This is a genomic window from Pantoea sp. ACRSB, assembly GCF_022346905.1.
GTDB lineage: Bacteria > Pseudomonadota > Gammaproteobacteria > Enterobacterales > Enterobacteriaceae > Pantoea > Pantoea piersonii.
This window is the reverse complement of sequence record NZ_JAKRNL010000003.1, coordinates 137,043-159,387: the sequence shown is the minus strand read 5'-3', so window position 1 is coordinate 159,387 and position 22,345 is coordinate 137,043. Positions and strand designations below refer to the sequence as shown.

Here is a 22,345-nt window from a genome sequence, read left to right as displayed (position 1 = left end):
GCTGAAACGCGCTATTCCTGCCCTTGTGCCAGGTAACCTATTTTATCTGGCGGCTTAGGGTACTGCACAGGTAAAAAGCGGTGTAAAACTCTGTGGAGTAATAAAAACGTGGAGGCAAAAGCGCTTTACGTAATTAGACTCTTCCCGCTATCGACGAAAGTTTCGCCTTTACGTATGATGGCGCCAATTTTTTATCTGTGAGTCTTTTAACATGATTAGTCTGATCGCGGCATTAGCAGCGGATCGCGTCATTGGTATGGAAGGTGCCATGCCGTGGAACCTGCCTGCAGATTTGGCGTGGTTTAAACGTAACACCTTAAACAAGCCGGTGATTATGGGTCGTCTGACCTTTGAATCAATCGGTCGTCCGCTGCCGGGACGTCTCAATATTGTGGTCAGCCGTCAGCCGGGCACTGCGGAAGGCGTCACCTGGGTCACCTCGCTGGATGAGGCGATTAAAGCGGCTGGCGACGTGCCGGAGATTATGGTGATTGGCGGTGGGCGTATTTATGAGCAGATGCTGAAGCGCGCCGATCGTCTGTACCTCACGCATATCGATGCGGAAGTAGAAGGGGATACGCAGTTCCCGGATTACGAACCGGATGAGTGGCAGTCGACCTTTAGCGAGTTTCACGACGCCGATGAGCAGAACTCGCATAGCTACTGCTTCGAAATCCTTGAGCGTCGCTAACAGCCGGCAGGGTTAAGAGAGGGGCGGCTCTGTGATTGCGCCCTGTTTAATCGGCCCCAAATGCGCCATTCCACGCCTTGTCTCTGACAAGGCGTTTTCTTTTGCGCGCTGTCAGGCGGACTGCTGCGGCGGGACGCTGTCGGTTGCCGACGGCTGGCGGTTCGATACCTGCGTATAGTAGCGCTGACTCTCCCAGTGCAGCAGGGTCAGCACGCCGCCCCAGCAGCAGCCGGTATCCAGCCCGATCACGCCGCGCGGCGTGCCTTTGCCCTCCAGCGAAGCCCAGTGGCCGAAGATCTGGGTGTAATCGTCCGGCAGCTTGCCTGGGATAGTGAACCAGGGTTTCAGCGGCGGCGGCGCGGAGTCCGGCGCCTCTTTGCAAATCATATCGAGCTGGCCGTTGGGAAAGCAGAAGCGCATGCGCGTCAGCGCGTTGGCGGAGAAACGCAGGCGCGCCAGGCCGCTCAGTTCCGGCGTCCAGTTATTAGGCATATCGCCATACATGGCATCCAGGAACAGCGGGTAGCTGTCGCTGGAGAGCACCGCTTCCAGCTCGCGCGCGCAGGCTTTAGCGGTTTCTAAATCCCACTGCGGCGTAATACCGGCGTGCGCCATAACCAGCTTTTTCTCTTCATCCACCTGCAGCAGCGGCTGACGTCGAAGCCAGTTGATCAGCTCGTCGGCATCTTCCGCTTCCAGCAGCGGCGTCAGGCGATCTTTAGGCTTGTTGCGGCTGATGCCGGCAAACACCGCCAGCAGATGCAAATCGTGATTGCCCAGCACGATACGCACACTCTGGCCCAGCGATTTTACGTAGCGCAGCACTTCTAGCGAGCCAGGGCCGCGCGCGACCAGGTCGCCGGTCAGCCACAGCGTATCCTGTTCAGGCGTAAAGTCGACTTGCTTCAGCAGGGCGCGCAGCTCATCGTAACAACCGTGAACGTCGCCAATCAGATATGTGCTCATAGAGAATAATCCGCAATAAAAAACTGCGCCCGGCAGAGCCGGGCGAAGCGTGAAAAGATCAGTGTATATGGGTTTCTACAGCGAGGCGAAACACCGGGATGTCGATGTTAAAGGTTTCTCCTTCTTCATCCTGCATCACATAGTGTCCCTGCATGGTACCCATCGGCGTTTCGATAATGGCCCCGCTGGTATACTGAAATTCGCTACCGGGCGCGATCACAGGCTGTTCGCCCACTACACCTTCGCCCTGAACTTCGGTTTCGCGTCCGTTGCCGTTAGTGATTAGCCAGTAGCGGCCCAGCAGCTGTACGGCGTTGCGGCCCAGATTGCGGATGGTAATGGTATAGGCAAAGACGAAGCGCTCCTCTTCCGGCGAAGACTGGGAAGCGATATAGAGACTTTGTACCTGAACAGACATCCGGGCCGATTCACTCATGCATTACTCCAGCGGTTCAACTTGATGTGTCGCCAGCCAGTTGGCTAACTGACAATATTGCGCCACCGACACGTTTTCCGCACGTAAACCTGCATCGATGCCCAGCTCATCCAGCGCGCCGGCGTCAAACAGGTAGCCGAGGCTATTGCGCAGGGTTTTGCGGCGCTTGCCGAAGGCCTCGGTAGTTATGCGGCTCAGTACGCGAATATTACTTACCGGATGCGGCGGCTCCGCATACGGCACCAGGCGCACCACGGCCGAATCCACTTTAGGCGGCGGCGTAAACGAGTGCGGCGGTACTTCAAGCACCGGAATAACCTGGCAATAGTATTGCGCCATCACGCTAAGGCGGCCGTAGGCCTTGCTGCCTGGGCCTGCGACGAGGCGGTTAACCACCTCTTTCTGCAGCATGAAGTGCATATCTTTGATCGAACCAGTATAGCTGAAAAGGTGAAACATCAGCGGGGTCGAAATATTGTAAGGCAGGTTGCCAAATACGCGCAGCGGCTGGCCTTTTTCCTTCGCCAGCGCGGCGAAATCAAAAGTCATCGCATCCTGCTGATAGATCGTCAGCTTGGGGCCGAGAAACGGATGGGTCTGCAGACGCGCAGCCAAATCACGGTCCAGCTCGACCACCGTTAAGGCGTCGAGACGTTCGCCGACCGGTTCCGTCAGCGCGCCGAGGCCAGGGCCAATCTCCACCAGAGCTTCGCTGCGCTGCGGATGAATGGCGGAGACAATGCTATCGATAATGTACTGATCGTTCAGGAAGTTCTGCCCGAAACGTTTACGGGCGTAGTGCCCCTGATGGACGCGATTATTCATTACTGCTCTTGATCATAGTGATGGCGAGGTTAAGCGCCGTAATAAAGCTGCCCGGCTCCGCCTGACCCAGTCCGGCCAGCTCAAGCGCAGTGCCGTGGTCAACGGAGGTACGGATAAAGGGCAGGCCAAGCGTGATATTCACCGCGCGGCCGAACCCCTGAAATTTTAGCACCGGCAAACCCTGATCGTGATACATCGCCAGCACCGCATCGGCGTGCTGCAAATATTTTGGCTGGAACAGGGTATCGGCCGGAAGCGGCCCGGTCAGATGAATACCCTGTTCGCGCAGGGAGTCGAGCGCCGGGATAATGGTGTCGATCTCTTCGCGTCCCATATGTCCGCTCTCGCCCGCATGGGGATTAAGCCCACAGACAAAGATATGCGGCTGCGGGATAGCGAACTTCTGCTGCAGATCGCGATGCAGAATGGTAATGACTTCGCGCAGGCTGGCGTGGGTAATCGCCGCAGAGACATCTTTCAGTGGCAGATGCGTCGTCGCCAGCGCGACCCGAAGCTCTTCGGTCGCCAGCATCATCACCACGCGATGGCCGCCGGCGCGATCGGCGAAGAACTCGGTATGTCCGGTAAAGGGGATGCCCGCATCGTTAATCACCCCTTTATGCACCGGGCCGGTGATCAACGCGGCGAATTCGCCGTTCAGGCAGCCGTCGCAGGCGCGTGCCAGCGTCGCCAGCACGTAGGGACTGTTAGCGGCATCAAGTTTGCCCGGCGTAACCGGTTGAGCGAGCTCTACAGGCAGGATCGTAAGCGAACCAGCCTGCTGCGGCTGCGGCGCAAGGCCGGGCTGATAGTCGCGCAGCGTCAGCGGCAAACCGAGCTGAGCGGCGCGTTCACGCAGCAGCTGTGGCGACGCGCATACGACCAGCTCAACTGGCCAGTTCTGCTGGGCCAGTTGAATGGTGAGATCGGGACCAATCCCGGCGGGCTCGCCGGGAGTGATCGCTACGCGATAGTTACTGGGCATTGCCATCCAGAATCTTCACGTAGGCGCTGGCGCGCTGTTCCTGCATCCAGGTTTGCGCTTCTTCGGCAAACTTGCGGTTGAACAGCAGGCGATAGGCGCGCTCTTTTTGCGCCGCATCGGTCTTGTCGACCTGACGGGTATCCAGCAGCTGAATCAGGTGCCAGCCGAAGGAAGAGTGAACCGGCTGGCTGGTCTGGCCTTTCTGCAGCTGCAGCAGGGCGTCGCGGAACGCCGGATCGAACGCTTCCGGCGAGGACCAGCCCAGATCGCCGCCCTGGTTGGCAGAGCCTGGATCGTCAGAGAACTGCTTGGCGGCAGCGGCGAAGCTGGTTTTACCACTGCGGATATCCGCGGCGATCTCTTCCACTTTCGCGCGTGCCTGGGCGTCGGTCAGAATCGGCGACGGTTTGATCAGGATATGACGCGCGTGCACCTCAGTGACGGAGATATTTTTGCTCTCGCCGCGCAGGTCGTTAACCTTCAGAATATGGAAGCCGACGCCAGAGCGGATCGGGCCGACAACATCGCCTTTCTTGGCGGTCGACAGCGCCTGGGCGAACAGGGTCGGCAGCTCTTCAATCTTGCCCCAGCCCATGTTACCGCCTTTCAGCGCCTGCGGATCGGCAGAGTAGGTCACGGCCAGCTTGCCGAAATCGGCGCCGCCTTTCAGTTCGCCTACCAGCTGTTTAGCCAGCGCTTCCTGATCGTCTACCTGCTGCTGCGACGGGTTTTCCGGCAGCGGCAGCAGGATCTGGCTGACGTTCAGCTCGGTGCCCTGAGCATTCTGCGCGCCGACCTGAGTAGCCAGCGTATCGACTTCCTGCGGCAGGATAGTGACGCGACGACGCACTTCATTGTTGCGCACTTCGGCGATCAGCATCTCTTTACGGATCTGTCCGCGGTAGTCGCTGTAGTTAACGCCGTCATAGGCCAGGCGGCTGCGCAGCTGGTCGAGGCTCATATGGTTCTGCGCGGCGATATTGCTGATTGCCTGGTCGAGTTGCTGATCGTTGATCTGCAGGCCCGCTTTTTCACCCATCTGCAGGATGATGTTGTCCATGATCTGACGTTCAAGGATCTGATGACGTAATGTCTTGTCGTCCGGCAACTGCTGACCGGCCTGTTGCGCCTGCGCTTTTACGGTGCGCAGCATATTGTCTACGTCACTCTCCAGAACGACGCCGTTATTCACAACGGCAGCGACTTTATCAACCACTTGTGGTGCTGCGAACGCGGTGTTGGCGGCTACCGCCACACCCAGAATCAGCATTCTCCAGTTCTTCATACTTTTTCCATAGTTGTTTCCGCAGTGCGGGAATTACCAGTCAAACATCGCAACATCAGAAAGCGCGCTGATAAGGGATAATGCCCTGACGCAGCATCTGCTCGGTGCCTAAGCCATAACCAGAACTTAAACCGCGCAGCTCAATGTTGAATGAGAGTTGGTTGTCATACTTACTGTCGTTGTTTTCCCAACCGTTGATCTTACGTTCGTAACCGACGCGGATCGCGTAGCAGCAGGAGCTGTACTGCAGGCCAACCAGCTGCGAAGCAGGTTTGCTGTTGCGCGTATCGTAGTAGTACGCGCCGACCACTGACCAGGCGTCCGCGATGGGCCAGCTGGCGGTGCCGCCGACCTGGGAAATCCCGTTTTTATAGATCGGGTTGTTCACAAGGCTGGAGTTGTTCAGCGCGGTCGCCACATACTCCGGACTGCTGTAGCGATAGCTCAGCTGCACAACGCGGTCGGCGTCGCGACGATACTCCAGTACGGTATTGCCCTGCGCGACGTTATCGAGACGGGTATCGTACTGCAGCCCGCCGCGTAACGCCCAGCGATCGCTGACTTTCCAGTAGGTGTCGCCGGCCCAAATCAGGCTGCCGGTGTCATCTTCTTTATTAGTCTGGTTTACGCCGGTACGTGAAGGGGTAAACGAGTAGATTTGACCCACAGAAACGTTAAAACGTTCAACCAGATCCTGATCATAAATACGCGAGGTCACGCCGGTCGACACTTCGTTGGCAGAGGCGATGCGATCCAGACCGCTATAGGTGCGGTCGCGGAACAGGCCGGTATAGTCAGTCTGCAGCAGCGTCGAGTCGTACGGATAGATATCGCTCTGGTTGCGGTATGGAATATAGAGATACTGAACGCGCGGCTCGAGCGTCTGGGTATAGCCCTCCGCCCAGTCCATATCGCGATCGAATACCAGTCGGCCATCGACCTTGAACTGCGGCAGGGTGCGGTTCACCGAGCTTTTCAGCTGGCCGCTCTGGCTGTTTTCGTTGTTCGCCAGATTCGCGTTGTAGTAATCCAGCGAATCCTGCTGGTAGTGCGTCGCCAGAAACTTCGCTTCGGTATCCAGACTCGCCCAGCCGTTGGAGAGCGGCAGATTAAGCGTCGGTTCGATATGCAGACGGGTCGCTTCTGGATAGTCGTTGTTAACGTTGGTGAACTTCACCGCCTGCGCAAAGATACGACCGTCGAACGGACCTATGTCGTTCTGGTAGAAGTTCAGATCCAGCTGCGGCTGCGCGCGATAGACGTTGTTACTGCTGGTGTCGCCGAAGACCTGAAAATCACGACTGGAGAGCGTAGCGTCCCAGTTGGTGTCGGCATAGCCGATGCTGAATTTCTGCGTCGCGTAGCCGTCGGTCGAACTGTAATATTTCGATTCGAGATCGTTGAAGTAGTAAGGATCGCTGACTTTGGTGTAGTCGGCGTTAAAGCGCCAGTGCTGATCATAGACGCCAGCGTGGCGCCAGTAGAAGAGCCAGCGGTCACTGCTTTTATCTTCCGCGATGCCGCGTACCGCTTTGTCTTTATCGTACTGATCGTCCGACGGCAGATAGTCAAATTCCATCAGGCCGGCGCCGAACTGCGTCAGGTAGCGGAATTCGTTCTCCAGCTGCATGCCGCGCTTCGACATGTAGTGCGGCGTAATGGTGGCATCCGCCTGCGGCGCGATGTTCCAGTAGTAGGGCAGAATAAATTCAAACCCTTTGCTGCTGCCATATTTCGCGTTGGGGATCAGGAAGCCGGAGCGGCGGCGATCGCCAATCGGCAACTGCATATAGGGGCTGTAGAAGACTGGCACAGAGCCTAGCTTAAAGCGCGCGTTCCAGATCTCCGCCACTTCTTCCTGGCGATCCTGGATCACCTGCGATCCCACTACGCTCCAGCTGTTGTAGCCGGGCAGACAGGAGGTGAAGCTGCCGTTTTCCAGAATGGTGTAGCGATTATCGGCGCGCTGCTTCATCAGATCGGCGTCGCCGCGGCCCTGACGTCCCACCATCTGGTAGTTACCGTTCCAGACGTTGGTGTCTTTACTGTTCAGGTTGGACCAGGCTTTCGGACCTTTCAGGATGACCTGGTTGTCGTCATAGCGCACATTACCCAGCGCGTCGACGGTGCGTACCGGCGTGGTTTGCCCCTCTTGCTGGCGCTGATGCAGCTGCATTTCATCCGACTGCAGGCGGCTGTTGCCTTGCTGGACATCTACGTTTCCGGTGAATACCGCGTCGTCCGGATAGTTTCCCTTCGCCGCGTCGGAATGAATCGTGACCGGCAGCTGGTTCGTCTGGCCATTGACCAGCGGGCGATTATAGCTCGGCACGCCCAGCATACACTGCGACATAAGATCGTCGGCCAGAGCAGACTGACTGGATATCGCTGCGCCAATCATGGTGGCCAGCAGGGTAGGTAGTCGTTTATTCATACGCGGTATCGAGAATTCCATGAAAACTGGCATCATGCCGACAATCGGGTCAGAGACTAACGTACTGCCCGGCGTTGTGCCAGTGTTAATCCTTGTCTGTCCGCGTTGCCGTTAGGCGCTGGGGTAAATGACAGGTATGATAATGCAATTTTCAGCCGCAAGCATGGCGAATTGAGGAGTTTATGCGCTACTGGGGAAAAGTTATTGGGCTGGTGCTGGGGCTGCTTTCCGGCGCCGGTTTTTGGGGCATTGTGTTCGGCCTGCTGATTGGCCATTTGATCGATAAGGTTCGCAGCGCAAAAGGACAGGCCTGGTTCGCGAATAACCAAACCCGGCAGACGCTGTTTTTTCAGACCACTTTTCAGGTAATGGGCCATCTGACCAAATCGAAAGGGCGCGTTACCGAAGCCGATATTCAAATCGCTTCTTTATTAATGGATCGCATGCAGCTGCATGGCGAGGCACGTACCGCCGCGCAGCGCGCCTTCCGCGAAGGCAAGCAGGGCGACTATCCGTTACGCAGCAAACTGCGCGAGCTGCGCAGCGCCTGTTTCGGCCGCTTCGATCTGATTCGGATGTTTCTGGAAATTCAGATTCAGGCTGCCTTCGCCGACGGTTCGCTGCACCCGAACGAGCGGCAGGTGCTTTACGTCATTGCCGAAGAGCTGGGCATTTCGCGCATCCAGTTCGATCAGTTCCTGCGCATGATGGAGGGTGGCCAGCAGTTTGGCGGCCAGGGCGGCGGTTATCAGCAGGCGCAGCGCGGGCCGACGCTGGAGGACGCCTGTAGCGTGCTGGGGGTCAAAAGCAGCGATGACGCCACCACCATTAAGCGCGCCTACCGCAAGCTGATGAGCGAGCATCATCCCGACAAGCTGGTGGCGAAAGGCCTGCCGCCAGAGATGATGGAGATGGCGAAACAGAAGGCGCAGGAGATTCAGGCGGCTTACGATCTGATTCGCCGCGAGAAAGGATTTAAGTAACCGCAGGCGCGAGGTTAAAAATCCGCTGGCTGGCGAAACGTCATGCTGTTGCCGAACGCCGGATGGGTAATAGTCAGCGACTCGGCATGCAGCAGCAGACGCGGCGCGCGCGCCTTCGCCTCAGGATGAGCGTAAAAGCCGTCGCCGAGAATAGGATGACCCAGCGCCAGCATATGCACGCGCAGCTGGTGCGAACGGCCGGTAATCGGCTTCAGCGCCACGCGCGCGCTGTTGTCGGCCAGATACTCCAGCACTTCATATTCGGTCTGCGCCGCTTTGCCGGTTTCAAAACAGACCTTCTGTTTTGGCCGGTTCGGCCAGTCGCAAATCAGTGGAAGATCCACCACGCCTTTTTCCGCAGCCGGATGGCCCCAGACGCGCGCCACGTAGCGTTTAGAGGGTTCGCGCTCGCGAAACTGACGCTTCAGCTCACGCTCCGCCGCTTTGGTCAGCGCCACCGCAATCACGCCGCTGGTGGCCATATCGAGGCGATGCACTGACTCCGCCTGCGGGAAGTCGCGCTGAATGCGCGTCATTACGCTGTCTTTGTGCTCTTCCAGACGGCCAGGGACCGACAGCAGTCCGCTCGGCTTATTGACCACCATAATGTGCGCATCCTGATAAAGGATATGCAGCCAGGGCTCGCGTGGCGGATTGTAGGGTTCCATTTTTATATCTGCTTATAGATCAAAGAAAAGGGGCGAAATAGCCCCTGCGTATATTCTCACTTCGCCAGCGCGATAAGAGGGCGCGATCGCAACGTCGTTAAAGGCGCGTCCCGCCTCATCTCTGATTCGGGACGCCTGCGCTTCGGTTCCTCTCCCCGACGGAGAGAGATTACTGATGCGTGACCACGATCAGGCGCAGCGCGTCGAGACGCCAGTTCGCCTGACTCAGGCTTTCCAGCACCTGCTGACGGTTGCTCTCCAGCGCCTCAATCTCATCTTCACGGATATTCGGGTTGACCGCCTTCAGCGCTTCAAGACGCGACAGCTCTGCGCCCAGCCTCTCATCCGCTTCGGCACGCGCCGCGTCGATCAGGGTCTGCGCTTCCGCCACGACTTTCTCTTCAGCCTGCATCAGGATCGCGTGTACGTCCTGCTGCACCGCGTTGACCAGCTTGCTGCCGGTGTGGCGATTCACCGCATTAAGCTGACGGTTAAAGCTTTCAAACTCGACCTTGCCCGCCAGGTTGGTGCCGTTGCGATCCAGCAGCATGCGGATCGGCGTCGGTGGCAGAAAACGGGTCAGCTGCAGATGCTTCGGTGCCTGCGCTTCTACCACGTAGATCGTTTCGACCAGCAGCGTGCCTACCGGCAGCGCCTTGTTTTTCAGCAGCGACAGCGCGCAGCTGCCGGTGTCGCCGGAGAGGATCAGGTCCAGACCGTTGCGGATCAGCGGATGCTCCCAGGTGATGAACTGGGTATCTTCGCGCGACAGCGCCTGGTCACGGTTAAAGGTGATGGTGCAGCCATCTTCCGGCAGGCCAGGGAAATCGGGCACCAGCATATGATCGGACGGCGTCAGCACGATCAGGTTATCGCTGCGATCCTCCTGATTGATACCGACGATATCGAACAGGTTGAGCGCGAAGTTCACCAGCTCGGTGTCATTGTCCTGCGCGGCGATCTCTGCCGCCAGCGCCTGCGCCGCTTCGCCGCCGTTGGAGTTGAGCTCCAGCAGACGGTCGCGCCCGTGCTCCAGCTGCGACTTCAGCGACTCGTGCTGTTTGCGGCACTCGGCGATAAATTCATCCAGACCTTCGCTGTTTTCCGGCGCGGCAAGGAAGTTAATCAGCTGCTGATGAACGCTGTCGTAGATCGTACGGCCGGTCGGGCAGGTATGCTCGAACGCGTCGAGCCCTTCGTGATACCAGCGCAGCAGTACCGCCTGAGCGGTCTTCTCCAGCCAGGGCACCATAATCTGAATGTCGTGCGCCTGACCGATACGATCGAGACGACCGATGCGCTGCTCCAGCAGATCCGGGTTAAACGGCAGATCGAACATCACCAGACGGCTGGAGAACTGGAAGTTACGCCCTTCAGAACCAATTTCCGAGCAGAGCAGCACCTGCGCGCCGTTCTCTTCCGAGGCGAACCAGGCGGCGGCGCGGTCGCGTTCGATAATCGACAACCCTTCGTGGAATACCGCGGCGCGGATGCCTTCGCGCTCGCGCAGTACCTGCTCCAGCTGTAGCGCGGTGGCCGCTTTGGCGCAGATCACCAGCACTTTCTCTTTGCGGTTGCTGGTCAGGTAGCCAAGCAGCCACTCGACGCGCGGGTCGAAGTTCCACCAGGTGCCGCTGTCGCCTTCAAACTCCTGATAAATTTGTTCGGGATAGAGCAGGTCGCGCGCGCGCTCTTCCGCGCTTTTGCGGGCGCCCATAATACCGGAGACCTTGATGGCGGTCTGATACTGGGCGGGCAGCGGCAGACGGATCTGATGCAGTTCGCGTTTCGGGAAGCCCTTCACGCCGTTACGCGTGTTGCGGAACAGCACGCGGCTGGTGCCGTGGCGATCCATCAGCATAGAGATCAACTCTTTGCGCGCCTCGAGTTTGCCGTCGCGCTCGCTGTTGGCGACCTGCAGAAGCGGCTCAATATCCTCTTCGCCCACCAGATCGTTGATCATATTCATCTCATCCTGCGAGATGGCTTTATCAGCCAGCAGCGAGGAGACCGCGTCGGCAATCGGACGAAAATGCTGTTGCTCCTCAAGGAACTGCGCGAAGTCGTGGAAGCGGTCAGGGTCGAGCAGACGCAGACGCGCGAAGTGGCTCTCCATACCCAGCTGTTCCGGCGTCGCGGTCAGCAGCAGCACGCCGGGGATCTGTTCCGCCAGCTGTTCAATAACTGCATATTCGCGGCTCGGCTCCCCTTCGCTCCAGGCGAGATGGTGCGCTTCGTCAACCACCATCAGATCCCATTCAGCCTCCGCCAGCAGTTCAAGGCGCTGCTTGTTGCGACGAACGAAGTCGAGCGAGCAGATAATCAGCTGTTCGGTCTCAAAGGGGTTATCGCTGTCGTGCTGCGCCTCGGCGTAGCGATCGTCGTCAAACAGCGCGAAACGCAGGTTAAAGCGGCGCAGCATCTCTACCAGCCACTGGTGCTGCAGGGTTTCCGGCACGATGATCAAGACGCGATCGGCGCGTCCGGCCAGCAGCTGCTGCTGGATAATCATGCCGGCTTCAATGGTTTTGCCGAGGCCTACTTCGTCCGCCAGCAGCACGCGCGGCGCGTGACGGCGGCCTACATCGTGGGCGATATGCAGCTGATGCGGGATCAGATTGGTGCGCATGCCGCGCAGGCCGCTGACCGGCAGGCGATACTGGGCGCTCTGATATTTGCGGGCGCGATAGCGCAGGGCGAAGCGGTCCATGCGGTCGAGCTGACCGGCGAACAGGCGATCCTGCGGTTTGCTGAACACCAGCTTGCTGTCGAGCATCACTTCTCGCAGCACCACCTCGCTTTCGTCAGTATCAAGACGCGTACCGATATAGGTCATCAGGTCATTTTCATTGCGTACTTCATCGACGCGCATTTGCCAGCCTTCGTGGCTGGTCACCGTATCGCCCGGATTAAAGATAACGCGAGTCACCGGGGAGTCGTTACGGGCATAGAGGCGATTTTCGCCCGTTGCCGGAAACAGCAGCGTAACCATGCGTGCGTCTGCCGCCACGACTGTGCCGAGTCCCAGTTCACTTTCCGTATCACTAATCCAGCGCTGACCTAATGTAAAAACCATATCTTTTTAGCTCGAATTTTTAAGGTGTTTTTGGTGATGTTTCCCCGCCACAGGCAATACCTTTTCCCCAGACAAAGAGAGGTCTGGTCAGGTTTTAAGAGCGGTGAGATGCAGGAAGGGCGCTATGGTACTGGAAGGCAGGCCGTTCGTCACCTGTCAAAAAAGCCCCAGCTGCCCAGTAATCAGTGTAGCAAAGTCGCCGTCAACGAAAGGCAAAATGCCGTCGGCCACCGGCTGTAGCTGCTTGCTGACGTAGTGATCGTAATCAAGCGGCGTGACGCGCGCTTCCAGGGGTTCAGGGCCTGCCGTGGCGATCACATAGCGGATCGAGCCGCCGTTCTGATACTGCAAAGGGCGGTTCAGCTTGCGGTTCTGCTCATCTGCCAGCCGCGCGGCGCGCACGTGCGGCGGCACGTTGCGCTCATAGTCAGCCAGGGGACGGCGCAGCCGTTTTTTATAGATCAGCAGGTCGTCCAGTTCGCCCGCCAGCAGCCGCGCCACCGTGTCGCGCACGTAATCCTGCCAGGGTTCGCCGCGGAAGATACGGCCATAGAGCGCCTGCTGAAACTGCTGCGCCAGCGGCGTCCAGTCGGTGCGCACCGACTCCAGGCCTTTGAATACCAGCCGCTCCTGCGCGCCATCGCGGATCAGCCCGGCGTAACGCTTTTTGCTGCCCTGTTCGGCGTCGCGGATGGTCGGCATCAGGAAACGGCAGAAGTGGTTTTCATACTCCAGCTCCAGCGCGCTGGCGAGACCGTACTGCTGCTGCAGATGCTCACGCCACCACGCATTTATCTGCTGCGCCAGAGAACGGCCGATCGCTGCCGCCTCCGCTTCGCTGTGCGGCGATTTCAGCCAGACAAAGGTCGAATCGGTATCGCCGTAAATAACGTCGTAGCCCTGCGCCTCTATCAGTTCGCGCGTCTGCTGCATAATAAGGTGGCCGCGCAGCGTAATCGACGAGGCGAGACGAGGATCGAAGAAGCGACAGGCGCTGGTGCCGAGCACGCCGTAAAAGGCGTTCATAATAATTTTCAGCGCCTGCGACAGCGGCTTATTACCCTGTTTTTTAGCCGCTTCGCGCCCCTGCCAGATCTGCTCGACGATAGCGGGCAGGCAGTGGGTGTGACGCGAAAAGCGCGCCTCGCGAAAGCCGGGCACTGAATCGGCGTCGTCCGGGTGGGCCAGGCCTTCAACCAGCCCGACCGGATCGATCAGGAAGGTGCGGATAATCGACGGGTAGAGGCTTTTGTAATCCAGCACCAGCACCGAGTCGTATAGGCCGGGGCGGGAGTCCATCACGTAGCCGCCGGGGCTCGCTTCCGGCGTGACTTCGCCGAGGCCGGGTGCCACAAAGCCCACGCGGTGCATACGCGGAATATAGAGATGGCTAAAGGCCGCCACCGATCCGCCGTGGCGATCCACCGCCAGGCCGTTGACCGCCGCGCGCTCCAGCAAAAAGGGCATAATCTCGGTTTTATGGAAAATGCGCGTCACCAGCTCGCAGTCTTTCAGGTTGTAACGCGCCAGCGCTGGCTTATCGTTGGCGAAGCGCCAGTTGATCTCTTCCATGCGGTGCCAGGGATTATCGATTGCTTTGCCTTCGCCCAGCAGCTGTTGCGACACCGCTTCCAGGCTGAATGAGGGAAAAGCCCAGAAGGCGGATTTCAGCGCCTCGATGCCGTCGATAATCAGGCGGCCAGCGGCGCTGGCAGAAAACACGCCGGGCTTAAAACCGTGTTCGCGCCACTCCAGCGGCGCATTCTGGCGCCCCAGACGCAGCGGGATGGCGTAGCGGTCGGCATGTTTCTGCAGGACGCGCAGGTCGAACTGCACCAGATTCCAGCCGATTATCACGTCGGGATCGTGCTGCGCAAACCAGGCGTTGAGCGCCTCCAGCAGCTGCGGGCGCGTATCGCAATAGATCAGCTCGAAATCGAGCGCGCTGGCGTCGCCGTTGGGCGGTCCCAGCATAAAAACCTGACGCTGGCCGCAGCCTTCAAGGCCGATGCAGTAGAGTTCGCCGTGTTGGGTGGTCTCGATATCCAGCGACACCCACTTAAGCGGCGGTCGGTAGTCGGGATGGGGCTTCAGGCGGCCATTGACCAGCGCGTCGCCCTGCGGCTCGCCGCTGAACCAGACCGGCGCGGTGATAAAGCGCTCCATCAGAAAACGCTCCGGCGGCCGGATATCCGCCTCAAAGACCGGGATGCCCTGTTCGCGCAGCAGCTTCTCCAGCCGCTGCAGCTGACGGTGCTGGCGGCAATAGAGGCCGAATACCGGACGACGACGGAAATCCTTTAGCTCCAGCGGCTGCAGGCGCACCTGACGTTCGTCACGCAGCAGCGCTTCCACCTGCGGCTGATAGTCGCGCGGAATAAAGGCCACCGACTCCTGGACCGGCAACACCAGACGCTGTGGGCCGTTGTCCGTCGCCAGCCAGAAAATGATTTCAGTGCCCTGAGCGCTGTCGCGCCAGTGGCGGGTAAGCAGGAATCCTGCGCGGGGCGTATTCACGTCGGCTCCAGAGGGGAAAAACAGCCAGAGTATAACATGGTTATTTATCCAGTGCGTGCGGCGCGCTTTTGTCAACATCGCCCTACAATTCTTACCTTGACGCTGTTGCGCCGCCTCTGGACAATCCAGCTTCGAAATTTTGTTAAGGAAGGTTATGGAAGCCTGGATTCAACATCTGTTTACGCAGTCGCTGGAGTACGCGCTTATCGCCGTTGCGCTGGTGACCTTTCTTGAATCACTGGCCTTTGTTGGCCTGCTGCTGCCGGGCACCGTTATGATGGCAAGCCTGGGCGCGCTGGTTGGCAGCGGACAGATTGGGCTTTATCCCGCGTGGGCGGCGGGCTTTGTCGGTTGTCTGCTGGGCGACTGGCTCTCTTACGGCATCGGCTGGAAGTTTCAGGGACCGCTGCACCGCTGGAAATATCTGCAAAAGTATAAGGGCCTGCTGGATAAAACCGAGCACGCGCTGCACCAGCACAGCATGTTCACAATTCTGGTCGGGCGTTTCGTCGGGCCGACGCGCCCGCTGATCCCGCTGGCGGCTGGCATGCTGGAGCTGCCGGTGCGCAAGTTTCTGCCGCCGAACCTGATCGGCTGCCTGCTATGGCCGCCGCTCTATCTTCTGCCGGGCATTCTGGCGGGCGTGGCGATCGACGTGCCGAAGGATGCGCAGAGCGGCGCGTTCAAGTGGCTGCTGCTGCTGGTCGCGCTGCTGGTCTGGCTGGGCTGCTGGCTCGGCTGGCGCTGGTGGCGCAGCGGCAAAAGCCGCGACTGGGCCACGGCCTGGCTGCCGCCGCAGCGTCTGCGCTGGCTGGCGCCGCTGGGAATAGCCATCGCGATTGCCGCCTTTACGGCGATCCAGTTCCATCCGATGATGCCGATGTTTCGCCAGCTTTTATGGCGAGTCTTCTTTGCCTGACGAGCGCGCGATGCCGAGCACGTCGGCCTCGCGCGTGTCGCCCGACAGCAGCGTTTCGGTCGCGCCATCCCAGTAGACGCGGCCATCGACGATCACCAGACTGCGCGGCGCAATCTGCTGCGCATCCTCCAGACTATGCGACACCATCAGCAGGGTGATGGCCCGCGCCTCGCAGACGCGTCGCACCAGCTGCAACATCTCATTGCGCAGGGCGGGATCGAGCGCCGAGAAGGGCTCGTCCAGCAGCAGGACCGGACGGTCGCGCAGCAGGCAGCGCGCCAGCGCCGCCCGCTGCCGCTGACCGCCGGATAGCTGGCCCGGCAGGCGCGTCAGCAGATCGCTTAATCCCACCTGATGGGCAATCTCCTCCAGCTGTTGCCGCTGCGCGGCGTTCAGCTTCAGGCCAGGATGCAGGCCCAGCGCCATGTTCTGCTGCACGCTGAGGTGCGGAAACAGGTTGTTCTCCTGAAACAGCATCGAAACCGGACGCTGCGCCGGTACGCTATGGGTGTGATCCGCGCCGTCGATGCGCAGCACGCCCTGGCTGACCGGCAAAAATCCGGCGATCAGGCTGAGCAGCGTGCTTTTGCCTGCACCGCTCGGGCCGAGCACAGCCAGCCGCTCGCCGCGCTCAGCGCTAAAGCTGAAACGCATCGGCAGATGTTGATAGAGGTAGGTCAGATTAGTCAGTGTCAGCATGGCGGCCAGGTAATTTTTCCATCAGGGTAAAGAGCAGCAGGCAGATCGCTAACAGCAGCAGGGCGGTGACCGCGCCGTCCGCGCCGCGATAGGCGCCAGTCTGCTGGTAGAGGTAAAAGGGCAGCGTGCGGAAGTCGGCGCTGCCAAACAGCGCCACTACGCCGAAGTCGCCGATCGACAGCACACAGGCGAAGGCGAGCGCCTGCGCCAGTGGGCGTTTCAGCGCGCGCAGCTCGATCAGCCACAGCCGATTCCAGCCGCTGATGCCCAGCGAGGCGCACAGGTGAGCGTAGCGCTCGGCGCTGTCACGCATCGGGTTTTCCAGCACTTTTAGCGCATAGGGAATAGCAAGCAGAGCGTTGGCGAAGATGACCAGCCCGTCGGGCGAGTCGGGCAGGCCCGTGGTGGCGTTGAACAGCAGAAAGAAGCCTGTCGCCAGCACGATGCCGGGCATCGCCAGAATCAGCATGCCGCTGGTCTCCATCAGCTGCGCAGGCAGCGCGCGCTGGCGCAGACGCAGCTCGCGGCTGCTCCACAGCAGCATCATGGTCAGCGTGACGCAGAGCACGCCCGCGCCGATTGCGATACGCAGCGACGTCAGGGTCGCCTGCCAGAGCGCCGGTTCGGCCAGCGCACCGCCCAGTCCGCCGCGCAGCCCGTCCACGACGACCGCCAGCAGCGGCGGCAGCAGCAGCAAGAGCGCCAGCGCGATAATCAGACCGTCGCCGATCTGTGCGCGCCGTGAATCCTGCGGATCGCGCCAGCCACGCAGCAGCGCCCGGCCAGCCGGGATCGCCTTGCTGAAGCGCTGGCTCAGCAGCACCAGGGTCAGACAGAAAGCGAGCTGGATCAGCGCCAGCAGCGCGGCGCGGCCAGGATCGTAGTCGAAACTCAGCGCCTGAAAGATCGCCAGCTCAATGGTGGTGGCCTGCGGGCCGCCGCCGAGCGAGAGGACGGTCGCGAAGCTGGCGAAGCAGAGCATAAAAATCAGCGCGCCGGTCGGCAGCAGCTGACGGCGCAGCCAGGGCCACTCCAGCAGGCGGAAAAAGTGCCAGCCGCGCAGGCCGAGCTGGGCGGCGAGCTGGCGCTGTTCACCTGGAATATTTTCCAGCGTCTGGAGCATCAGGCGCGTCGCCAGCGGCAGATTAAAAAAGCAGTGCGCCAGCAGAATGCCCTGCAGCCCATAGGGGGAGAAGCGGTAGTCGATGCCGAGCAGCTGACAGGTTTGCGCCAGCCAGCCGACGCGGCCATAGACCGTCAGCAGGCCGAAGACCGCCACCAGCACCGGCAGCACCAGCGTCATGGCGCAGAGGCGCAGCAGCAGCTGACGGCCGGGGAAGCGCCTGCGGTAAAGCGCGCGCGCCAGCGGTATTGCCGGCAGCAGCGAGAGCAGGGCGGAGAGCAGCGCCTGCGCGAAGGAGAAAAGCACCACATGGCGCAGATAGCTGTCGTGCAGCAGCGCGCGCCAGTCGCCTTGCGGCGCGCTGAACCAGAGCGCGCCGAACGCCAGCAGCGCCACGGCGCACAGCAGCAGCGCGGCGCTGCTGCCGGGCACCATCCACAGCGGGATTAGCGGCTGACGGCGCGTTGCCATGCACTGATCCAGTTTGCGCGCTGCTGCGCCACTTCCTGCGGGCTGTACTGGAGCGCGGTTTGCGGCACGCTAAGCGTCTGGAAACCTGCCGGCAGGTCACTTTTAATCACCGGATACATCCAGTTGCCCGTGGGGATCGCGTTCTGGAAGGCAGGCGTCAGCATAAACTGCATAAACTGCTGCGCCAGCTTCGGCTGCTTGCTGCTGGCGAGCTGCGCGGCGACCTCAACCTGCAGATAGTGGCCTTCGGCGAACGGCGCCGCGGCGTAGTTCTCTTTCTTCTCTTCGATAAGGTGATAAGCAGGCGAGGTGGTGTAGCTCAGCACCAGATCGCCTTCGCCTTTCAGGAACAGGCCGTAGGCTTCACTCCAGCCTTTGGTGACGGTGACGGTTTTGCGCGCCAGCTTCTGCCAGGCTTCCGGCGCGTTATCGCCATAAACCTTCTGCATCCAGAGCAGCAGACCCAGGCCTGGGGTGCTGGTGCGCGGATCTTCATAAATCACGCGCCATTTTTCCGGGCTCTCCACCAGCTCTTTCAGGCTGGTCGGCGGATTTTTAAGGCGTTTTTTGTCATAGACGAAGGCGAAATAGCCGTAGTCGAAAGGCACAAAGGTCTGATCCTGCCAGCCGCCCGGCAGCGTCAATGTGCGGGTATCAACCCCGCTTTTGGCGAACAGGCCGGTCTGCTGCGCGGCCTGCAGCAGATTGTTGTCAAGGCCGAGTACCACGTCGGCTTTACTGTTTTTACCCTCCATGCGCAGGCGGTTTAACAGCGAGACGCCATCCTCCAGCGCCACATAGCGCAGTTCGCAGCCGCACTGCGCTTCGAAGGCTTTTTTCACCGCCGGGCCGGGACCCCATTCCGCAGAGAACGAGTCATAGGTGTAGACGGTCAGAAGAGGTTTTGCCGCCAGCGCCGGCAAGGACAGTAACATCAGCAGAGGGAGAATCTGTTTAACCACTTTGCGCTCCTTGGGGAGAATTGTTATGAGTCGCAAAGGATCTGAGCGTAGCAGCCTCTCAAATCCCTACGTCGGTATTAACCGAATCAGGTTCGACGGGTTTCTCTCAGCCTTTTGCAGGCACCCCGTTGAGAACGGCTCATTCTAGACATTTCGTCGGCAGGGGGAAAGCGTCACAGCGTCGGCGGCGCGAACCAGGCGGATTTAAAGTCAAACCAGCCGAGCGTATTGAGCCGCACGCCGCGCATGCTGCGCTGGCCCTCCAGCAGCAGCCAGTGATGGAACAGCGGATGCACACCGTCCGCATCCAGCAGCCGTTTGCTCCATTCGGCAAGCGGCAGCGCTTTACGTCGCCAGCGCGCGGCATCCTCTTCCCAGTCGAGCGGCAAGCAGCGATGCAGCAGCGGGATCTCATAAAGCTGGGCAAACAGCGCATACTCCAGCGGCAGGGTGAAGTTCACGCTGCCGAGCCAGACATCGCTTTCCGCTTCGCCCTGATGCCAGGTCTCATAGTCGACCGCGCGGGTAATCAACCGCACATCGTGCTGCGCCAGTAGCGGACGCAGCGCGTTGGCGATGCCCTCATGTTCGACATGCTGGCTGTACCACGTCAGCGTCAGGCTCTCCAGTCCGGGCGGTTTCGTCGCTGGCGTCAGGTCGCGGCGGTGATGCCAGCGCGGCAGCAGTCCGTAAGCGGGATACCAGTAGCGCTGATAGCCAGCCTCGGCATGGTTGAGCAGGGCGACAGGGTTAAACAGATGGCAGAGCCAGCGCCGGATAGCCGCGTCGCGTCCCTGGGCCGAACGCTGGTCGAACAGCAGAAAATAGCAGCCCTCTTCAAGGCGGCTCTCTTCCAGTTTTTCATCCTCCGCGGTGCCCTGCAGCCGCACGCCGGAATAGACCAGCTCGTCGCTAATCTCCGGCAGCACCCAGATAGAGACGTCATCTATCAGCGCGCGAAAGCCGAAGTAGTCATCAAACGCCTCGATCTTCAGCTGGCTGTGCTGGTTGCGCACCACGCGATAAGGGCCGGTGCCGACCGGATGACGTGCGAAGTCGCGCATCTGCGGCCACTCGCGCGGCAGGATCATGGCGCTGACGCTGCCGAGCAGCCACGGCAGCCAGTCGTCAGGCGTGCTGAGAGAAATATCCAGCGTCCAGGGGGCGGGCGAATCGATCTGGCGGATATGGGAGAAGAGCGGCAGCGCACGCAGGCGTTCCAGGCTTGCCATCACATCCGCCATTTCCAGCTCGCGGCCGTGATGAAAGCGGATCGCCGGGCGGACGTAAAAGCGCCAGTGCAGCGGCGAAAGCGCCTGCCAGTGATGGGCGATATCCGCCTCGACTTCCCCATTTTCCTCATTTATGCGCGTCAGACCGTTAAAAATCTGGCGGGCAAGATGCGTTTCAGAACGGCGCAGCGGCGAGCCGGGAAGCAGATTCAGCAGCGGCCGGTAGTAAAGCACGCGCAAAATATGTTTGCCCTGTCGGAAACTGCGGCCGAGATGCGCGCGGATCATCTCACCTACTTCCGCCTTGTCGCCCACCAGCTGCACCAGCTGATCGATGCGATCCTGCTCCAGCAGATCTTCAGCGCGCTGCTGCTGAAGCGCGAGTCCGGTGTAGCAAAAGGTGAGCTGTGAACGTTTGCCGCGCCCCGCCTCCGCCTGCCAGATAAGCCAGCCCGCCTCCTGCATCGCATTGAGCAGGTTGCGCATATGGCGACGCGAACAGTGCAGCCGCTCGGCCAGCTCGTTTAGCGTAACCAGCTGGCTTTCGCCCTGACAGCTTTGCCACAGCCGGATGAACTGCTGCTTGAGGCGTGATGAGGACATAAAAGGGGAACTCCCTGTGAAAAGCGCTCAGTTTTTCCTGCCTCATATTAAGGGCAAAATTAGAACTATTGGAAGAGCGGGAGGCATTCACCCCTGAATGGCGCTCGACCATGATGCCGCTGCGGCGGGATCTTTTCTGAGTAGGGTGCAATTACACCGCCAGCAGAGATTTTTTCTGCTGGCTTTTTTATGTTGCGTTAGAATTTATCTTCTTGTTTTTCCTGCTTCAACTTCAAAGGGATTTCGCTATGAAATCGCTGTTAACCCGGAAGCGCCGTATTAATCCGGTCTTTCTCGCCTTTATGGCAGCCTCTTTTATGATTGGTGTCGCCGGCGCGCTGCAGGCGCCGACGCTGAGCCTGTTTCTGACCCGTGAAGTGCAGGCGCGTCCCTTCTGGGTAGGGCTGTTTTTTACCGTTAACGCCATCGCGGGCATTGCCGTCAGCATGCTGGTGGCGAAGCGTTCCGACAGCCGCGGCGATCGCCGCACGCTGATCCTCTTTTGCTGTCTGATGGCCTTTTGCAACGCGCTGCTGTTTGCTTTTACCCGCCACTATCTGACGCTGATTACGCTTGGCGTGCTGCTCTCGGCGCTGGCCAGCGTGTCGATGCCGCAGATTTTCGCGCTGGCGCGCGAGTATGCTGACCAGTCGGCGCGCGAAGCGGTGATGTTCAGCTCGGTTATGCGCGCGCAGCTTTCGCTTGCCTGGGTAATCGGCCCGCCGCTGTCGTTTGCGCTGGCGCTTAACTTTGGCTTTGTTACGCTCTTTCTGGTGGCGGCCGCGCTGTTTCTGCTCTGTATTCTGCTGATTAAGTTTACGTTGCCTTCGGTGCCGCGCGCCGCGCCGCTGATGCAGAGCGGCGGTATGCCGTTGAGCGGCTGGCGCGACCGCGATGTACGCCTGTTGTTTATCGCCTCGATGACTATGTGGACCTGCAATACCATGTATATCATCGATATGCCCCTTTATATCAGCGTAACGCTGGGGCTGCCGGAGAAGCTGGCGGGTCTGCTGATGGGGACGGCGGCTGGGCTGGAGATCCCGGTGATGCTGCTGGCCGGGCACTATGCGAAGCGCGTCGGCAAGCGCAATCTGATGCTGATCGCGCTGGCGGCGGGCATCCTGTTTTACGCCGGGCTGGCGATGTTCGCTTCGCAGACCGCGCTGATGGCGCTGCAGCTGTTTAACGCGGTTTTTATCGGCATTATCGCCGGTATCGGCATGCTGTGGTTTCAGGATTTAATGCCGGGCAGGCCGGGGGCGGCGACCACGATGTTCACCAACTCCATTTCTACCGGGATGATTCTGGCGGGCGTGATTCAGGGGACGTTAAGCGAGCGCTTCGGGCATATTGCGGTCTACTGGCTGGCGCTGGGGCTGGCTGTCGCGGCGTTCGCTATGTCGGCACGCGTGAAGAACGTATAAAAGGAAGGGCGACGCAGTGGTCGCCCTGGGCTTTGCTCCTCTG

The 22,345-nt window shown here is 59.9% G+C and carries 17 protein-coding genes and 1 riboswitch; of the genes, 4 read left to right on the top strand and 13 right to left on the bottom strand.

The window, feature by feature from the left end:
* The first annotated feature begins 211 nt into the window (after positions 1-211).
* The gene (gene folA / locus MHZ89_RS11595; RefSeq protein ID WP_120455661.1) at positions 212-691 is read left to right on the top strand and encodes a type 3 dihydrofolate reductase; all 480 of its coding nucleotides are present in this window, start codon (positions 212-214) and stop codon (positions 689-691) included.
* A 111-nt stretch (positions 692-802) separates the two neighbouring features.
* Here folA and apaH read toward each other — a convergent pair whose 3' ends face one another.
* The 6 genes from apaH to lptD are packed head-to-tail and all read right to left on the bottom strand — an operon-like array spanning position 803 to position 7,622.
* Positions 803-1,657, bottom strand: a complete 855-nt coding sequence (apaH, locus tag MHZ89_RS11590) for a bis(5'-nucleosyl)-tetraphosphatase (symmetrical) ApaH (RefSeq protein WP_311783118.1) — start codon at positions 1,655-1,657, stop codon at positions 803-805.
* A gap of 58 nt (positions 1,658-1,715) precedes the next feature.
* Entirely contained in the window at positions 1,716-2,093 is a 378-nt protein-coding gene (apaG, locus tag MHZ89_RS11585) for a Co2+/Mg2+ efflux protein ApaG (RefSeq protein WP_120455664.1), read from the bottom strand.
* 3 nt (positions 2,094-2,096) lie between these two features.
* Positions 2,097-2,918, bottom strand: coding sequence for a 16S rRNA (adenine(1518)-N(6)/adenine(1519)-N(6))-dimethyltransferase RsmA (gene rsmA, locus MHZ89_RS11580; RefSeq protein ID WP_311783117.1), 822 nt, complete (start codon positions 2,916-2,918; stop codon positions 2,097-2,099).
* On the bottom strand, positions 2,911-3,903 hold the full coding sequence (gene pdxA, locus MHZ89_RS11575) for a 4-hydroxythreonine-4-phosphate dehydrogenase PdxA (RefSeq protein ID WP_311783346.1): 993 nt from the start codon (positions 3,901-3,903) through the stop codon (positions 2,911-2,913). The genes rsmA and pdxA overlap by 8 nt, the downstream gene beginning before the upstream one ends.
* On the bottom strand, positions 3,893-5,188 hold the full coding sequence (gene surA, locus MHZ89_RS11570) for a peptidylprolyl isomerase SurA (RefSeq protein WP_311783116.1): 1,296 nt from the start codon (positions 5,186-5,188) through the stop codon (positions 3,893-3,895). The genes pdxA and surA overlap by 11 nt, the downstream gene beginning before the upstream one ends.
* Before the next feature lie 55 nt (positions 5,189-5,243).
* Positions 5,244-7,622 (bottom strand): LPS assembly protein LptD, encoded by a 2,379-nt coding sequence (gene lptD / locus MHZ89_RS11565; RefSeq protein WP_311783115.1) that lies wholly within the window; start codon positions 7,620-7,622, stop codon positions 5,244-5,246.
* A 182-nt stretch (positions 7,623-7,804) separates the two neighbouring features.
* Between lptD and djlA the strand changes: the two genes are divergently transcribed.
* Positions 7,805-8,605, top strand: a complete 801-nt coding sequence (djlA, locus tag MHZ89_RS11560) for a co-chaperone DjlA (protein WP_311783114.1) — start codon at positions 7,805-7,807, stop codon at positions 8,603-8,605.
* Between the two features lie 14 nt (positions 8,606-8,619).
* Here djlA and rluA read toward each other — a convergent pair whose 3' ends face one another.
* The 3 genes from rluA to polB all read right to left on the bottom strand — a co-directional run bounded on the left by rluA (position 8,620) and on the right by polB (position 14,866).
* Complete coding sequence (gene rluA / locus MHZ89_RS11555; protein WP_120455672.1) at positions 8,620-9,279, bottom strand: bifunctional tRNA pseudouridine(32) synthase/23S rRNA pseudouridine(746) synthase RluA; 660 nt, start codon at positions 9,277-9,279, stop codon at positions 8,620-8,622.
* Between the two features lie 163 nt (positions 9,280-9,442).
* Positions 9,443-12,349 carry an RNA polymerase-associated protein RapA gene (gene rapA / locus MHZ89_RS11550; RefSeq protein WP_311783113.1) on the bottom strand — a complete coding sequence of 969 codons (2,907 nt, stop codon included), beginning with the start codon at positions 12,347-12,349 and terminating at the stop codon, positions 9,443-9,445.
* Positions 12,350-12,505: 156 nt separating this feature from the next.
* On the bottom strand, positions 12,506-14,866 hold the full coding sequence (gene polB, locus MHZ89_RS11545; protein WP_311783112.1) for a DNA polymerase II: 2,361 nt from the start codon (positions 14,864-14,866) through the stop codon (positions 12,506-12,508).
* A 154-nt stretch (positions 14,867-15,020) separates the two neighbouring features.
* Between polB and MHZ89_RS11540 the strand changes: the two genes are divergently transcribed.
* Positions 15,021-15,785, top strand: coding sequence for a DedA family protein (locus tag MHZ89_RS11540; RefSeq protein WP_311783111.1), 765 nt, complete (start codon positions 15,021-15,023; stop codon positions 15,783-15,785).
* Here the strand turns inward: MHZ89_RS11540 and thiQ are convergent.
* The 4 genes from thiQ to sgrR form a co-directional block, all read right to left on the bottom strand.
* A complete protein-coding gene (thiQ, locus tag MHZ89_RS11535) occupies positions 15,762-16,484 on the bottom strand; it encodes a thiamine ABC transporter ATP-binding protein ThiQ (protein WP_311783110.1) in 723 nt (240 codons plus the stop codon). The two genes, MHZ89_RS11540 and thiQ, sit on opposite strands and share 24 nt — an antisense overlap.
* Entirely contained in the window at positions 16,468-18,078 is a 1,611-nt protein-coding gene (gene thiP, locus MHZ89_RS11530) for a thiamine/thiamine pyrophosphate ABC transporter permease ThiP (RefSeq protein ID WP_311783109.1), read from the bottom strand. Before thiP ends, thiQ begins: the two co-directional genes overlap by 17 nt.
* Complete coding sequence (thiB, locus tag MHZ89_RS11525; protein WP_311783108.1) at positions 18,054-19,040, bottom strand: thiamine ABC transporter substrate binding subunit; 987 nt, start codon at positions 19,038-19,040, stop codon at positions 18,054-18,056. Before thiB ends, thiP begins: the two co-directional genes overlap by 25 nt.
* A gap of 45 nt (positions 19,041-19,085) precedes the next feature.
* Positions 19,086-19,178, bottom strand: a riboswitch (TPP riboswitch).
* Positions 19,179-19,213: 35 nt separating this feature from the next.
* Entirely contained in the window at positions 19,214-20,875 is a 1,662-nt protein-coding gene (sgrR, locus tag MHZ89_RS11520; RefSeq protein ID WP_311783107.1) for an HTH-type transcriptional regulator SgrR, read from the bottom strand.
* A gap of 248 nt (positions 20,876-21,123) precedes the next feature.
* Here sgrR and MHZ89_RS11515 point away from each other — a divergent pair, with 248 nt between their 5' ends.
* The gene (locus MHZ89_RS11515) at positions 21,124-22,302 is read left to right on the top strand and encodes an MFS transporter (protein ID WP_311783106.1); all 1,179 of its coding nucleotides are present in this window, start codon (positions 21,124-21,126) and stop codon (positions 22,300-22,302) included.
* The last annotated feature ends 43 nt before the right edge of the window (positions 22,303-22,345 follow it).